Origin of the sequence: Citricoccus sp. NPDC055426 (assembly GCF_040677445.1) — a bacterium.
Taxonomy (GTDB): domain Bacteria; phylum Actinomycetota; class Actinomycetes; order Actinomycetales; family Micrococcaceae; genus Citricoccus.
In genome coordinates this window covers 86,403-99,821 of record NZ_JBFARZ010000001.1, presented here as the reverse complement: position 1 = coordinate 99,821, position 13,419 = coordinate 86,403, and the positions used below count along the sequence as shown (strand labels likewise).

The 13,419-nt window shown below is 69.3% G+C and carries 14 protein-coding genes; 5 read left to right on the top strand and 9 right to left on the bottom strand.

From position 1 onward, the window contains the following. Positions 1 to 29: 29 nt before the first annotated feature. The 3 genes from AB0K08_RS00460 to dnaB all read right to left on the bottom strand — a co-directional run bounded on the left by AB0K08_RS00460 (position 30) and on the right by dnaB (position 2,835). Entirely contained in the window at positions 30 to 623 is a 594-nt protein-coding gene (locus AB0K08_RS00460) for a GNAT family N-acetyltransferase (protein WP_363350543.1), read from the bottom strand. A gap of 23 nt (positions 624 to 646) precedes the next feature. Continuing rightward, on the bottom strand, positions 647 to 1,372 hold the full coding sequence (locus tag AB0K08_RS00455) for a M50 family metallopeptidase (RefSeq protein ID WP_363350541.1): 726 nt from the start codon (positions 1,370 to 1,372) through the stop codon (positions 647 to 649). 86 nt (positions 1,373 to 1,458) lie between these two features. Then, positions 1,459 to 2,835, bottom strand: a complete 1,377-nt coding sequence (gene dnaB / locus AB0K08_RS00450) for a replicative DNA helicase (protein WP_363350539.1) — start codon at positions 2,833 to 2,835, stop codon at positions 1,459 to 1,461. Positions 2,836 to 3,462: 627 nt separating this feature from the next. On the opposite strand from dnaB, the gene AB0K08_RS00445 reads away from it, so the two are divergent. After that, the gene (locus tag AB0K08_RS00445) at positions 3,463 to 3,906 is read left to right on the top strand and encodes a DUF1801 domain-containing protein (protein ID WP_363350537.1); all 444 of its coding nucleotides are present in this window, start codon (positions 3,463 to 3,465) and stop codon (positions 3,904 to 3,906) included. Between the two features lie 117 nt (positions 3,907 to 4,023). Here AB0K08_RS00445 and rplI read toward each other — a convergent pair whose 3' ends face one another. The 6 genes from rplI to AB0K08_RS00415 form a co-directional block, all read right to left on the bottom strand. Continuing rightward, positions 4,024 to 4,488 (bottom strand): 50S ribosomal protein L9, encoded by a 465-nt coding sequence (gene rplI, locus AB0K08_RS00440; protein WP_363350535.1) that lies wholly within the window; start codon positions 4,486 to 4,488, stop codon positions 4,024 to 4,026. A gap of 31 nt (positions 4,489 to 4,519) precedes the next feature. Continuing rightward, entirely contained in the window at positions 4,520 to 4,759 is a 240-nt protein-coding gene (rpsR, locus tag AB0K08_RS00435; RefSeq protein ID WP_010144869.1) for a 30S ribosomal protein S18, read from the bottom strand. A 217-nt stretch (positions 4,760 to 4,976) separates the two neighbouring features. Further along, positions 4,977 to 5,555, bottom strand: coding sequence for a single-stranded DNA-binding protein (locus AB0K08_RS00430; protein ID WP_363350532.1), 579 nt, complete (start codon positions 5,553 to 5,555; stop codon positions 4,977 to 4,979). Positions 5,556 to 5,641: 86 nt separating this feature from the next. Continuing rightward, positions 5,642 to 5,956, bottom strand: coding sequence for a 30S ribosomal protein S6 (gene rpsF, locus AB0K08_RS00425; RefSeq protein WP_363350530.1), 315 nt, complete (start codon positions 5,954 to 5,956; stop codon positions 5,642 to 5,644). 272 nt (positions 5,957 to 6,228) lie between these two features. Further along, a complete protein-coding gene (locus tag AB0K08_RS00420; protein ID WP_363350528.1) occupies positions 6,229 to 7,620 on the bottom strand; it encodes a M18 family aminopeptidase in 1,392 nt (463 codons plus the stop codon). 5 nt (positions 7,621 to 7,625) lie between these two features. Beyond that, positions 7,626 to 9,230 carry a glycosyltransferase 87 family protein gene (locus AB0K08_RS00415; RefSeq protein ID WP_363350526.1) on the bottom strand — a complete coding sequence of 535 codons (1,605 nt, stop codon included), beginning with the start codon at positions 9,228 to 9,230 and terminating at the stop codon, positions 7,626 to 7,628. A 240-nt stretch (positions 9,231 to 9,470) separates the two neighbouring features. Here AB0K08_RS00415 and AB0K08_RS00410 point away from each other — a divergent pair, with 240 nt between their 5' ends. The 4 genes from AB0K08_RS00410 to AB0K08_RS00395 all read left to right on the top strand — a co-directional run bounded on the left by AB0K08_RS00410 (position 9,471) and on the right by AB0K08_RS00395 (position 13,310). Continuing rightward, entirely contained in the window at positions 9,471 to 10,556 is a 1,086-nt protein-coding gene (locus AB0K08_RS00410; protein ID WP_363350524.1) for an inositol-3-phosphate synthase, read from the top strand. Positions 10,557 to 10,795: 239 nt separating this feature from the next. Then, a complete protein-coding gene (locus AB0K08_RS00405) occupies positions 10,796 to 10,918 on the top strand; it encodes a hypothetical protein (RefSeq protein WP_363350522.1) in 123 nt (40 codons plus the stop codon). Positions 10,919 to 11,167: 249 nt separating this feature from the next. Continuing rightward, the gene (locus tag AB0K08_RS00400; protein WP_363350520.1) at positions 11,168 to 11,329 is read left to right on the top strand and encodes a hypothetical protein; all 162 of its coding nucleotides are present in this window, start codon (positions 11,168 to 11,170) and stop codon (positions 11,327 to 11,329) included. Positions 11,330 to 11,519: 190 nt separating this feature from the next. After that, positions 11,520 to 13,310 carry a formate--tetrahydrofolate ligase gene (locus AB0K08_RS00395; RefSeq protein ID WP_363350518.1) on the top strand — a complete coding sequence of 597 codons (1,791 nt, stop codon included), beginning with the start codon at positions 11,520 to 11,522 and terminating at the stop codon, positions 13,308 to 13,310. Positions 13,311 to 13,419: the final 109 nt, after the last annotated feature.

Below are 13,419 nucleotides of genomic sequence, written 5' to 3'. Positions count from 1 at the left end.
TCGGCGTGTCCTGACCACCCACGAGGGGGTCAGAGTTCGACCGCGCGCAGGTGGTCCGTGCCCGTGGCCCCGCCCACGGCGAAGGTCCGTTCTCCCACCACCTCGAACCCCAGCTTCCCGTAGAAGGCGCCGGCCCGGGTGTTGGCCTGGTTCACGCCCAGCCACACCCGGCGGTGGCCTCGCCGCCGGGCTGCGTCCAGGGTGGCGCGCATCAGCGCCGAGGCGGCCCCGGTGCCCCGGGCGGTGTCCCGCACGTACATCTTGCTGAGGTACGCGTTCGCGGTGCCCCAGTCCGTTGGGGGCTCCTCCACGGGGGACAGGTCCAGCAGGGTGTAGCCCAACAACGGGGCGTCCGGGCCTGCGGCATCAACCGGCTCCGCCACCAGGACGAGGAACCGCGGATCCGCCAGGTAGCCGGCGAAGGCTCGCACGGAGAGGTGCTCGGCGATGAAGTCCTCGATGTCCGCCGGCGGCATCTCCGGCGGGCAGGCATCGGGGAAGGTGGCCGCGGCCAGTCCGGCCAGGGCGGCGGCCTCGCCCACGCGGGCCGAACGGACGGCGACGGTCGGGGTCGTGGGGCTCGTCGGGCTCGTTGCAGTGGCTGGGGCGGCGCGGAATTCCATGCACCCGAGGCTAGCGGGGATTCTCAGGGCCACAGGATCCATCCGCCCGCCCCGAGGCAGGCCAGGCAGACCAGCCAGAACACCCCGGTCCACAGGCCCGCGGGCAGGTGGGTCAGCCCCGCCAGCTGGTCGGCGTCACTGGCCGGGGCACCGCCCCACCGGCCGCTGCCGCGCGGGTGCCGGGGCCGGCGTCGTGCCCTTTGCATCTCGACCACCGAGCGCGGGGCGGCCAGCAGCAGCGAGAAGACCACGAGGTAGGCCGCGGACTGGATCACCACCGGAGGTGCGGCCCAGGACAGCACACCCACGGCCACCCCGGTCACCAGGACCACCCACAGCCCATAGAGGTTGCGCACCAGCAACAGCATGAGGGCACAGGTGAGGACCAGCAGCCACAGACCGCCCGCGGCATAGCCTGCGCCCACGAGCCAGGCGCCCGCCAGGCCCGCCAGAGCCGGTGCGGGGTAGCCGGCGGCCAGCGTCAGGACCATGCCGGGGCCTCGCGGCCGGCCCCTCGAGAGGGTCACCCCGGAGGTGTCCGAGTGCAGCCGGATGCCGGTGAGCCGGCGCCCGGCGATCACGGCCATGAGGGCGTGCCCGGCCTCGTGGACCAGCGTCACCAGGTGGCGGATCACCCGGTAGCCCCACGGCGTCCAGGCCAGCAGGAGCGCGGCTCCGGCCAGGGCCAGGACCAGCGGCAGGTCGAGGGGCGCGTGGATGGCGGTGGCCCGCTCCCAGAGACCGGTCACGGCCTCGATCACACCGCCCGCACCGTCCACACCGTCCACCGGCGAAGCCGCCCTGGGGGCCGGCAGGGCGGTCACCCTGGGGCCCGTCAGAAGCCGCCGGCGTCGGGCGCCATGTTGGAGAACCGGGAGTAGTGACCCTGGAAGCCGAGCACGATGGTCTTGGTGGGGCCGTTACGGTGCTTGGCCACGATCAGGTCGGCCTCACCGGCGCGCGGGGACTCCTTGTCGTAGATGTCCTCGCGGTGCAGCAGGATGACCATGTCCGCGTCCTGCTCGATCGAGCCGGACTCGCGCAGGTCGGAGACCTGGGGCTTCTTGTCCGTGCGCTGCTCGGAGCCACGGTTCAACTGGGACAGTGCGATGACGGGGACCTCGAGCTCCTTGGCGAGCAGCTTCAGGGCGCGGGAGAACTCGGCGACCTCCTGCTGGCGGGACTCGACCTTCTTGCCGGAACTCATCAGCTGCAGGTAGTCCAGGATCACCAGCTTGAGGTCGTGCTTCTGCTTGAGCCGGCGGCACTTGGCGCGGATTTCCATCATGGACATGTTGGGGGAATCGTCGATGAAGAACGGGGAGTCGTTGAGGCGGCCCACCGTCGCGGCGATCTTGGACCACTGCTCGTCCCGGATGGTGCCCTTGCGCAGGTCCTGCAGGGCGATCGTGGCCTCGGCCGAGAGCAGGCGCATGGCGATCTCGTTCTTGCCCATCTCGAGGGAGAAGAACACGGAGGTCATGTTGTTCTTGATGGCGGCGGCCCGGGCGAAGTCCAGCGCCAGGGTGGACTTGCCCACGGCCGGACGGGCCGCGATGACGATCATCTGGCCACCGTGCAGCCCCTGGGTGAGCTCGTCGAACTCGTAGAAGCCCGTGGGCACGCCGGTCATCCCCTCGCCCTGGGAGCCTGCGGCCTCGATCTCGTCCACCGTGTGCTCGAGGATCCCGGACAGGGGCACGTAGTCCTCGGACTGGCGGGTCTCGGCGACCTTGTAGATCTCGGCCTGGGCCTCGTTGACGATCTCCTCGACCTCGCCGTCCTGGCCGTAGCCCATCTGGACGATCTTGGTCCCGGCCGTCACGAGGCGGCGCAACACGCCTTTCTCCCGGACGATCTCCGCGTAGAAGCCGGCGTTGGCGGCCGTCGGAACGGATTGGACCAGCTCGTGCAGGACGGCGGGGCCGCCGATGCGGGAGAGTTCCTGCCGCTTGTTCAGCAGGTCGGCCACGGTGACGGCGTCAGCGGGCTCGCCGCGGCCGTAGAGGTCGATGATCGCCTCGTAGACCATCTCGTGGGCGGGCTTGTAGAAGTCATTGCCGCGCAGCAGCTCCACCACGTCCGCGATGGCATCCTTGGAGAGCATCATGCCGCCGAGCACGGACTGCTCGGCTACGAGGTCCTGCGGTGGAAGCAGGCCGGCCCGCGAGCCACCGGCGCCGTCGGTGGAATCAAAATCCTGTGGTGCCAAGTACTTGATTCCCTCTCCCGTAACCGGACGGCCCGGCAACTCCTCGCGGTGCGACATCCCCAAGTGGAATCCGCCGCATCAGTCCTAGCTGAGACGGCGGATTCCGCAGACGTGCTGCGCCGGATGTGCGCCGTGGATCCACGGCCAATACCCGGCTTCGCCTGAAGGGGATACCACGTGACACTACTCGTCGGCAGGACGCGCCTCAACCGCGTGTTCCACAGCCCTTGTGGATAAGGTGTGGATTCACCGGCGTGTTGTGTGCACAGCGTGGGGACAACTCCGGGGATTACTCCGGAGATACCCACAGATATGCCGGATGACAAGGGATTTTGGCACTCTCGAGCTGTGGATAGAAAAGAATTTCCTTGGGGATTACTCCGGGGTATGTATCACCGCCCGCCGGTTCTGTGCAAGGCGGCCCCGTGGGTTTTCAGAGTTATCCACACGTTGTCCACAGCCTTTGTACCGGTGGTTGTATGCCACACCCGCGCTCATTCCGGCACCCGGCACACCGGACGGGCCCACCGCCTGTCACACCAGTCACGTCCGTGTGGGGTTCATCCCCCGTTCACCCCACGGCGGTTTCACATTCCCTCCAGGCAGAGGGACTGGGATGATAGGGGCATGACCGGCTACGAGAACAAGACGAAGCCCACCGAGACCCCCGTGGACAAGTTCATCGCCCAGGTGGAGCATCCCGTCCGGCGGACCGATGCCGCGGCCCTGGATGAGATGTTCCGGCGCGTGACGGATCAGGAGCCGCGGATGTGGGGGCCGAGCATGGTGGGGTACGGCGCATACCACTACGAGTACGACTCCGGTCACAGCGGCGATGCCCTCGCGGTCGGCTTCTCACCCCGCAAGGCCAGTCTCTCCCTGTACGGGCTGACCATGCAGCCAGAGGCCGCCCAGCTCCTGGAACGCCTCGGCAAGCACCGGATGGGCAAGGGCTGCCTCTACGTCAACAAGCTCGCGGATGTGGACGTGGACGTCCTCGAGGAGCTCATGCGGACGGGGTACCGCTTCGTGACCCAGGAGCTCCACCGGCCTCCGGCCCCGGACCGCTGAGGGGCCCGGCAGCCCAGGCTGGCCGGACAGCAGAAGGCCGGCCGCTTCCCCGCGGGGAAACGGCCGGCCTTCGCTGACAGTACCGGGGCGGACGAGATCGCCGCCTCAGCAGTGGCCTTACTTCTTGGCGGCCTTGGCGGCGACGACGTCCAGGTCGATCACGGCCAGGACATCCTCCTGCAGGCGGGCATGGGCCTGGAACCGGCCGGTCGCCTTGATGGCGGTCGGCAGGGTCACCACGCGCTTGTCGATGCTGCCGAGACCGGCAGCCTCCACGGCGCCGGCCACGTCGGCGGCCTTGACGGCGCCGAACAGACGGCCGCCTTCACCGGCGGTGACCTCGAGCTTGACCGGGGACGCCTGGAGCTTCGCAGCCAGGGCCTGGGCCTCCTCGAGGGACTTCACGGCGCGGGTCTGGCGAGCAGCCTTGATCGACTCGATCTGCTTCTCCCCGCCCTTGGTCCACATGGTGGCGAAACCGCGCGGCAGCAGGTAGTTGCGGGCGTAGCCGTTCTTGACGTCGACGACGTCACCGGCGGAGCCCAGGCCAGTTACTTCCTGGGTCAGAATGAGCTTTGCCATCTGGTATCTGTTCCTTCCTCGACTCGGGCGATCAGCCGCGGCCAGCGCCGGAGTAAGGCAGCAGGGCAACCTCACGGGCGTTCTTGATGGCCTGGGCGATCTTGCGCTGCTCCTGCACGGTCACGCCGGTCACGCGACGGGCACGGATCTTGCCGCGGTCGGAGATGAACTTGCGCAGCAGTGCAACATCCTTGTAGTCGATGACGGTGATGTCAGCGGCCTTCAGGGGGTTGGACTTTGGTTTGGGCTTACGGATTTCAGCCTTCGCCATCGTGGTGCTCCTTCGTTATTCGGGAGCCCGCAGAACGGTTCTGCGGGATGGGATCGCGGGTGGCGAGCCACCTGCGAGCCGCGCGGGAAACGGTTCCCACACGGCATCCGGACCGTGGAGCCGGAAGACTCCGGGGGCCGGGGGTGGGACTGGCGTGACACCAGCCCCGGATGTTTCAGTGACGGCTCCGATCCGGTGACGGATCGGAGGCGCGGGATCAGAACGGCGGTTCGTTGTTCCCCGGGGTGTCCCAGGAACCGGCGGAGGTGGAGGAACCACCCCACGGATCGTTCTGCTGACCGCCGCCTCCGGCGCCCCAGCCAGCGTTTCCGCCGCCCTGGCCGCCGCCACCCTGGTTGAAGCCGCCACCCTGCTGACCGCCGCCGAAGCCGCCGCCACCCGAGTTGCCACCGAAGCCGCCCCCGCCGGAGCGGTTGGACTTGGTGACCTTCGCGGTGGCGTAGCGCAGCGAGGGGCCGACCTCATCGACGTCCAGCTCGTAGCTCGTCCGCTTCTCGCCCTCTCGGGTCTCGTAGCTGCGGGCCTTGAGCCGTCCCTGGGCCACCACGCGGGCACCCTTGGTCAGCGATTCGGCCACGTTCTCGGCCGCCTCGCGCCAGATCGACGCGCGGAGGAACAGGGTCTCCCCGTCCTTCCACTCGTTGGCCTGGCGGTCGAACGTCCGCGGCGTGGAGGCGATGGTGAAGTTGGCCACGGCTGCACCCGATGGGGTGAACCGCAGCTCCGGGTCAGACGTCAGGTTTCCAACAACGGTGATGACGGTTTCTCCGGCCATGGTGCCTCCTGTAGAGCCTTGAGTCAGTGCTGTTCGGCGGTGATATCGGCGTGGGTGCGGCTACCTCAGGGGTGCCGACCCGGTCATTACTCTGCGGGCTCCGCGGAGATCTTCTGCTCTTCCGGGCGGGTGATCTTGGTGCGGAGGATGGTCTCGTTCAGACCCAGCAGTCGGTCCAGTTCCTTGGAGGTCTCCGGGGAGCTGGTGAAGTTGATGACCGCGTAGATGGCCTCAGCCTTCTTCTGGATCTCGTAGGACAGGCGACGCCGGCCCCAGAGATCGAACTTGTCCACGGAGCCGCCGTCCTTGGTGACGACCTCCAGGTACTTCTGCAGGGTCGGTTCAACGGTGCGCTCATCCACATCGGGATCAACCAGCACCATCAGTTCATATGCACGCATGCGAACCCACCTCCTTTGGGCTGACGGTCACGGTACTTCCGTAACAGGAGGTTCTGTGCGATGGTCCCTGCGCGGGGTCCGTCATGGGACGGCACGCAGAAAACCTTGGCCATCTTACCCTGTCCCCGCTACCGCCGCGAACCGAAAGCGCGGGCCACATCCCCAGTCTGAGCCGCCCCGCGGTGCGGTGCCAGCGACGCCCGGGGCCGCGGTGGACGACCCGCCGGCCACGGGCGGCTGTGCAGTGACGGACGGGTGCACAGCACGGCCCGTCAGACGCCGGCGTAGAACGCGCCCACGGCCGCCGTCAGCCGCTCCGGGTCCTCGGCGCCGCACATCTCGCGGGCGGAATGCATCGACAGCAGTCCGATGCCCACGTCCACCGTGCGGATACCCAGCCGGGTGGCGGAGATCGGCCCGATCGTGGATCCGCAGGGCACCCCGTTGTGGGAGACGAACTCCTGGAACGGCACCCCGGCCACCCCGCACCAACGGGCGAAGGCGGCGGCCCCGGCGGCATCCGTGGAGTACCGCTGGTTGGCGTTGATCTTCAGCAGCGGCCCGCCGTTGGGCCGCGGGTGGTTCACCGGGTCGTGGCGTTCGGCGTAGTTCGGGTGGACCAGGTGCCCGGCATCGGCGGAGAGCAACCACGATCCGGCGAAGGAGCGGGCCGCGCCCTGTCCCTGGACGCCCAGCGCCTCCAGGACCCGGCGCAGCACGTCCTCCAGCACCGGTCCGGCCGCGCCGGAGCGGGAGGCGGAGCCGAGCTCCTCGTGGTCGAAGGCCGCCAACACGGGGATCACGGGCGCCCCGGCCGACTCCCCGGCCACGCCGTCCGCGACCACCATCCCCCCACCTCGACTTTCGGGGGACAGGGCTGCCATCGCCACGAGCCCCGCGTGCACGGAGGAGAGGTTGTCCAGCCGGCCGGAGGCGAAGAGCTCCCCGGCGGCCCCGAACAGCCCGGGGGCCTGGGTATCGGCCATCACGACGTCGAATCCCGCCACCGCGTCCGCGTCCAGGCCCGCGGTGCGCGCCAGCACGGCAAGCAGGTCGGTGGACGAGTCCGCCTCCCGGCCGGCGGTTCCACCGGTTCCCACGTTTCCGTCGACCGCCGGCTCCACCCCCCAGATCGGGTTCAGGTGCCGTTGCCGGTCCAGGGTCAGCCCGTTGTTGACCTCGCGGTCCAGGTGGATGGCCAGCTGCGGGAAGCGGGCGATCGGCCCGGTCCGGACGAGGTGCTCCCGGCCGTCCACGGAGACCATGCGGCCGGCGAAGCAGAGGTCCCGGTCCAGCCAGGAGTTCAGCAGCGGGCCGCCGTAGACCTCCACGCCGGCCTGCAACCAGCCCTCCCGGGAGGTCGATGGTCTCGGCTTGAGCTTGAAGGTCGGCGAATCGGTGTGGGCCCCGAGGATGCGGAACACCGGAGCCGGGCCGGACCGCCCAGCCGGCCGGCCGGCGTCGGGAATCTTCCACGCCATCACGGCGCCGTCCCGCACCAGCACGTACCCGCCGGGTTCCGCGGGGAAGTCCTGCTGCTCGTCGAGGCGGACGTAGCCCACGGCCTCCAGCCGGCGGGCGACCTCGTGGGCGGCGTGGTAACTCGAGGGGCTGGCCAGCACGAAGTCGGACAGGTCCTGCAGGTGGGGGGTCAGAGCGGTCATGGCTCCTACCGTACTGGGGGCCGTCCGGCGGGATGACCCGGGGTGTGCCGGGCCTCGCCGTGGGCCCGGAGCAGCCAGGGGGCGCGGTCCGGGGCGTCGTCGTAGGCCCCGCCCAGCGGGTCGTCCACCGGCAGCCTCCGCGCCTCGGCCGGGTCGAACCCCAGGGCCTCCAGCCGGGCGGCCGCCCGCACCGTTCCCTGACCGGTCTGGGCGTCCCGCCAGATCCGGCCACCCGGCAGGGACGCCCGCACCTGGTCCTGTGCGGGATGCAGCATCTGCTCCACCACGCGGGCCATCAGGTACACCGTGGCCGCCATGTGACCCAGGACCGCCAGCACGTAGAAGGTGTCGTCCATGGAGTGCTGGACCTCGGAACCGGAGGCGCCCTTGGCCAGGTACATCCAGATGGCCCAGAAGTGCAGGACCTCGAAGAACTGCCAGATCAGGAAGTCCCGCCAGCGGGGCACGGCGAGTGCGGCCAGCGGCACGAGCCAGATGACGAACTGGGGCGAGTACACCTTGTTGCACAGCACGAACGCCGCCACGATCAGGAACGCCAGGTGCGCCACCCGGGGCCGATACCGGCACGTGACCCCGAGGGCGAAGATGGCGCAGCAGCACAGGAAGAAGGCGCCGTAGGCCAGCACGGACAGCTGCTCGGCCGCCACGGTGGGACCGCCGATCTTCTCCAGGGTCACGTTCCAGGCGTGCCAGACGGAGGACAGGCCCGGGCCGCGTTCACCGGAGAAGGTGAAGAACACGCCCCACGCCGCAGGGTTGGCGATCATCATCGGCAGGTTGACCGCCAGCCACGCCCCCACCGTGCCGAGGGTCGCCCAGAGGAACGGGGACCACCGCAGCGAGCGCACGGCCAGGATGAACAGCGCCCCCAGGATCAGCAGCGGGTAGAGCTTCATCGCGGCCCCGAGGCCGAAGAGGATGCCGGCCAGCAGAGGCTTGCGTCCGCCGAAGAGCCACATCCCCACCGCGAGCAGTCCCACGGCCCAGAGATCCCAGTTCACGGATCCGGCCAGGATGATGCCCGGGGCCACGGCCACCATGAGCGCATCCCAGGGCCGGCGCCCGGCGGACCTGGCGGTGACCACCACCGTGATGATCCACAGCACCGCGGTGAAGACGAAGTTCACGTCCCAGTAGGCCAGCGAGGGGTTCAGGTCCGAGAACGGCAACGTCTGGGAGATCACCGCAGCGATCGAGGCGACCACGGACATCAGCACCGGGTATTCGAAGCTCGCACCCGCGGCGAACGGGGCGAAGGGGTCCTCCGCGAACCCGCGTCCGCCGTAGAGTGCCGCCCAATCCGAATAGCACCCGCCGTAGTAGACGGCGGGCTGCCCCCAGCCGCCCAGCCGGCACGGGGACTTCAAGAGCACCGCGACCACGGCCGAGAGGGTCGTCACCGCGATCAGCACGCGCATCGGCGTCCAGAAGGTCCCTGCCATCCGCCCGGAAAGCGTGTGCCGGCCGGCCGGGCCGCCGAGCATCCCGCGCATCCGGCGCGCGAGCCCGTCCGTGCGGGACGGGACGGACGCTGGAAGGGGGGAGCCGGCGTCGGGCCTGGTGGTGTTCCCCGGGGTGCGCAGGCTCATGGGGTCCATCCTAGGAGGGGCACCGGGCGGGGCCCGCCAGCTGCAGGGAATATCGGCCGGGCAGCGGTCGTTGGACACGGATGCCGTCTGCCCGTGTCATCCGGCGTAAAGTAGACGGGGTTGTGCCGTGCCCGTTCGGGTCCTCGGCACCCATCAGCATTCTCGTCCCGAGTGATCGGGACCGAGGTCCGCCGCGCCCGGCGTGCGGCCCCAGGACCATCAGGACAACAAGGAGTACCGGTGTCGAAGAACCCGATTCGTGTGGCCATTGCGGGCGTGGGCAACTGCGCCACCTCCCTCATCCAGGGGGTGGAGTACTACCGCAATGCCTCCGCGGACGAGCAGGTCCCCGGCCTGATGCACGTCCAGTTCGGCGACTACCACGTCTCGGACCTCGAGTTCGTGGCCGCCTTCGACGTGGACGCGAAGAAGGTCGGCGTGGATCTCTCCGAGGCCCTGAACGCCTCGGAGAACAACACCATCAAGATCGCCGATGTCCCGGCCACCGGCGTGAGCGTGCAGCGCGGGCCCACCCTGGACGGCCTCGGCAAGTACTACCGCGAGACCATCGAGGAGTCGGACGCGGAACCGGTGGACGTGGTCCAGGTCCTGAAGGACACCCGCGCGGATGTCCTCGTCTGCTACCTGCCCGTGGGCTCCGAGGAGGCCGCGAAGTTCTATGCGCAGGCCAGCATCGACGCGAAGGTCGGCTTCGTCAACGCGCTGCCCGTCTTCATCGCGGGGACCCCGGCCTGGGCGGAGAAGTTCACCGCGGCCGGCGTGCCGATCGTGGGCGATGACATCAAGTCCCAGATCGGCGCCACCATCACCCACCGCGTCATGGCCAAGCTGTTCGAGGACCGCGGGGTCACCCTGGACCGCACCTACCAGCTGAACGTGGGCGGCAACATGGACTTCAAGAACATGCTCGAGCGCGAGCGCCTCGAGTCCAAGAAGATCTCCAAGACCCAGGCCGTCACCTCGAACACCTCCGCGCAACTGGGCGAGGACGACGTGCACATCGGCCCCTCGGACTACGTCTCCTGGCTGGATGACCGCAAGTGGGCCTTCGTCCGCCTCGAGGGCCGCAACTTCGGCGACGCCCCCGTGTCCCTGGAGTACAAGCTCGAGGTGTGGGACTCCCCGAACTCCGCCGGCGTGATCATCGACGCCGTCCGGGCCGCCAAGATCGCCCTGGACCGTGGTGTCGGCGGTCCGATCCTCTCGGCCTCCAGCTACTTCATGAAGTCCCCGCCGGTGCAGCACCACGACGACGTGGCCCACGAGCTCGTGGAGGCCTTCATCCGCGGAGAGATCGAGCGCTGAGGCTCCCCTCCCTCCGCAACTGGCGGTCGATGGGTGACCGAAATCCCCGGGAAGTCCGGGTTTCGGGCCACCCATCGACCGCCAGTTTTTAACTACCCGCCAGTAGGGGTGTTACGGGTCACACGGTCCTGATAGTCTCTTCGGGTGCCCGAGATCCTCTGGGAACTTGGCGCGCTTCCTTGTCGGCTTTTCCGCCCCTCATCGGCGGACTGACTCATCTGAAGGAGGTGGGGAAATTGATGACTATCCAGCATGACTTCGCGAACGGCGGCACCGCCGCGTCCGGCGTCCACCTGGCCTATCCAGGGATCGCTGCCATCAATCCGTCCATCCCCGCCTCCGCGCTGAACGCACGCAGCTGAGCAGCCGCCACCCGGACTTTCCTCCGGGGCACTGACAAGAAGGACCGTCAGCCAGACCACCTCGGTGGTCCGGTGGACTTCCCACTCCAGCCGCTGACCCATCGCTGAGGCATCCCGAGCCAGGGAGCACCCAGCCATGTCCGTCATCCGTCACACCCCTGAACCCTCCATCCTGACCGTCGACCTCCCGGTGGTCCTCCCGGTGTCCCCCTCCGGACCCCCTCGCATCTGGAGAGGGGGTGACAGCACGTGAGTGAGCACTCCCATGACCCCGGCAAGCCTCGCCGTCGATCTGCCAAGCAGCGCTTCGGGACCATCTTCCGCCCGGCACCCTTCATCCCCGATCAGGAACGGTCCCCGAGCCGGGACGACATCCCCCTGCCGCCGGATTTCATCATCCACATCCGGTAGTGACCCGCCGGCACCACTGGCGGTCGAATCCGGCCCACTTCTCGCGGTTACCCACGAGTAGACAGGCCGGATTCGACCGCCAGTTCCATGCGTGGAGGGAGGAGGGCCCGTGCCGACCGTCACCCTCCGCCGCCGCCCGGCCATCTCCCGGCCATTCCCCGGCCCGGTGCCCCTATGCGAGGATCTGCCCATGAACGACGCCGAGATCTCCGCAGCAGCGACGCTCGAACCGGTGGCAGATGTCGCCCACCGGGCCGGAATCCCCGCCGAGGCCCTCATCCCCTACGGCCATTACATGGCCAAGGTGGACACCTCGCGCCTGACGGCCGGCAGCACCGGCGCGAACGGCCCGGCCGACGGCGCCCCGACCGGCGGCCCGGGCAGCAGCCCGCGCCGGACCGGTCGCGTGGTGCTCGTCACCGGGACCAACCCGACGCCGGCCGGCGAGGGGAAGTCCACCGTCACCGTAGGCCTGGTGGACGGTCTCAACCTCCTCGCCCGCGCCGACGACGCCCCGGGATCCTGGGCCGGCAAGACGGCGATGGCGGCCCTTCGAGAGCCCTCCCTCGGTCCGGTCTTCGGCATGAAGGGCGGGGCCACGGGCGGCGGCTACGCCCAGGTGGTGCCGATGGAGAACATCAACCTCCACTTCACCGGCGACTTCCACGCGATCACCTCGGCCCACAACCTGCTCTGCGCGCTCATCGACAACCACCTGCACCGGGGCAACGAGCTGAGGATCGACCCCCGCACCATCGCCGTCAAGCGCGCCCTGGACACCAACGACCGTTCCCTGCGCCAGACCGTCATCGGCCTCGGCGGACGCACCGAGGGGGTGCCGCGCGAGTCCGGCTTCGAGATCACGGTGGCCTCGGAGACCATGGCCGTGTTCTGCCTGGCCACTGACCTGGAGGACCTCAAGGACCGGCTCTCCCGGATCATCATCGGCCGGACCTACGATCGCCAACCCGTCACCGTGGGAGACCTGGGCCTGCACGGCGCCCAGGGGGCGATGGCGGTGCTGCTCAAGGATGCCCTGAAGCCCAACCTCGTCCAGACGCTCGGCGGTTCGGCCGCGTTCGTCCACGGGGGCCCCTTCGCCAACATCGCCCACGGCGCCAACTCGATCACGGCCACCAACACCGCCCGGCAGCTGGCGGACGTGGTGGTCACCGAGGCCGGTTTCGGCGCGGACCTCGGCGGGCAGAAGTTCATGGACATCACCGCGGTGGCGGGAGGCTTCCCCCCGGCGGCCAGTGTCCTGGTGGCCACCGTGCGGGCGCTCAAGCTCAACGGCGGCATGGCGCTGGGGGACCTCGACCACCGCACGGAGGCCGGTGAGCAGCCCCATCTTCAGGCCCTCGAGGCCGGGGTCGCGAACCTGGCCCGGCACATCGGCAACATGGCCGCCTACGGGGTGCCGGTGGTGGTGGCGGTCAACCGCTTCCCGCAGGACACCGAGGCCGAGCTCGAGTGGCTCACCAGCTGGTGTGCACGCCGTGGCGTCCCCGCCGCCGTGGCGGACGTCTGGGCCCGCGGCGGCGAAGGTGCGCTGGAGGTGGCCCGCCGGCTCGTGGAGGTGCTGCCCGCTGAGGGCGAGGAGTCCGGCTGGCACTCCCTGTGGACCGAGGATATGACGGTGGCGCAGCGGATCGAGGCCGTGGTCACGCAGATCTACGGCGGGGCCGGCGTCGAGTACACGGCGGCGGCCCGGGCCCAGCTGGACCAGCTGGTGGCGGAGGGCTGGGACCACCTCCCGGTCTGCATGGCCAAGACCCAGTACTCCTTCACGGATGATCCATCGGTGCTCGGGGCGCCGGAGGACTTCACCGTCATGGTGCGCGAGCTGGCGTTGCGGCCCGGGGCGGGGTTCGTGGTGGCGCTGACCGGGTCCGTCATGACCATGCCGGGCCTGCCCCGCACGCCCGCCGCCGACTCCATGGACGTGGATCCCCACGGCAACGTCACCGGCCTGTTCTGACGCCCGGCATCATGAGCGCAGTCGACGCCGAGACACGCCGAGGCGATCGACAGGTATCGGTGCCGTGATCAGACCGACCTGATCAGACCGCCCTGACCAGACTGCCGTG

Coding starts and splice junctions, on each gene's coding strand:
- AB0K08_RS00460 (WP_363350543.1), bottom strand. CDS start 623: ATGGAATTCCGCGCCGCCCCAGCCACTGCAACGAGCCCGACGAGCCCC.
- AB0K08_RS00445 (WP_363350537.1), top strand. CDS start 3,463: ATGACCGGCTACGAGAACAAGACGAAGCCCACCGAGACCCCCGTGGAC.
- rplI (WP_363350535.1), bottom strand. CDS start 4,488: ATGGCAAAGCTCATTCTGACCCAGGAAGTAACTGGCCTGGGCTCCGCC.
- rpsR (WP_010144869.1), bottom strand. CDS start 4,759: ATGGCGAAGGCTGAAATCCGTAAGCCCAAACCAAAGTCCAACCCCCTG.
- AB0K08_RS00430 (WP_363350532.1), bottom strand. CDS start 5,555: ATGGCCGGAGAAACCGTCATCACCGTTGTTGGAAACCTGACGTCTGAC.
- rpsF (WP_363350530.1), bottom strand. CDS start 5,956: ATGCGTGCATATGAACTGATGGTGCTGGTTGATCCCGATGTGGATGAG.
- AB0K08_RS00420 (WP_363350528.1), bottom strand. CDS start 7,620: ATGACCGCTCTGACCCCCCACCTGCAGGACCTGTCCGACTTCGTGCTG.
- AB0K08_RS00415 (WP_363350526.1), bottom strand. CDS start 9,230: ATGAGCCTGCGCACCCCGGGGAACACCACCAGGCCCGACGCCGGCTCC.
- AB0K08_RS00405 (WP_363350522.1), top strand. CDS start 10,796: ATGACTATCCAGCATGACTTCGCGAACGGCGGCACCGCCGCGTCCGGC.
- AB0K08_RS00395 (WP_363350518.1), top strand. CDS start 11,520: ATGAACGACGCCGAGATCTCCGCAGCAGCGACGCTCGAACCGGTGGCA.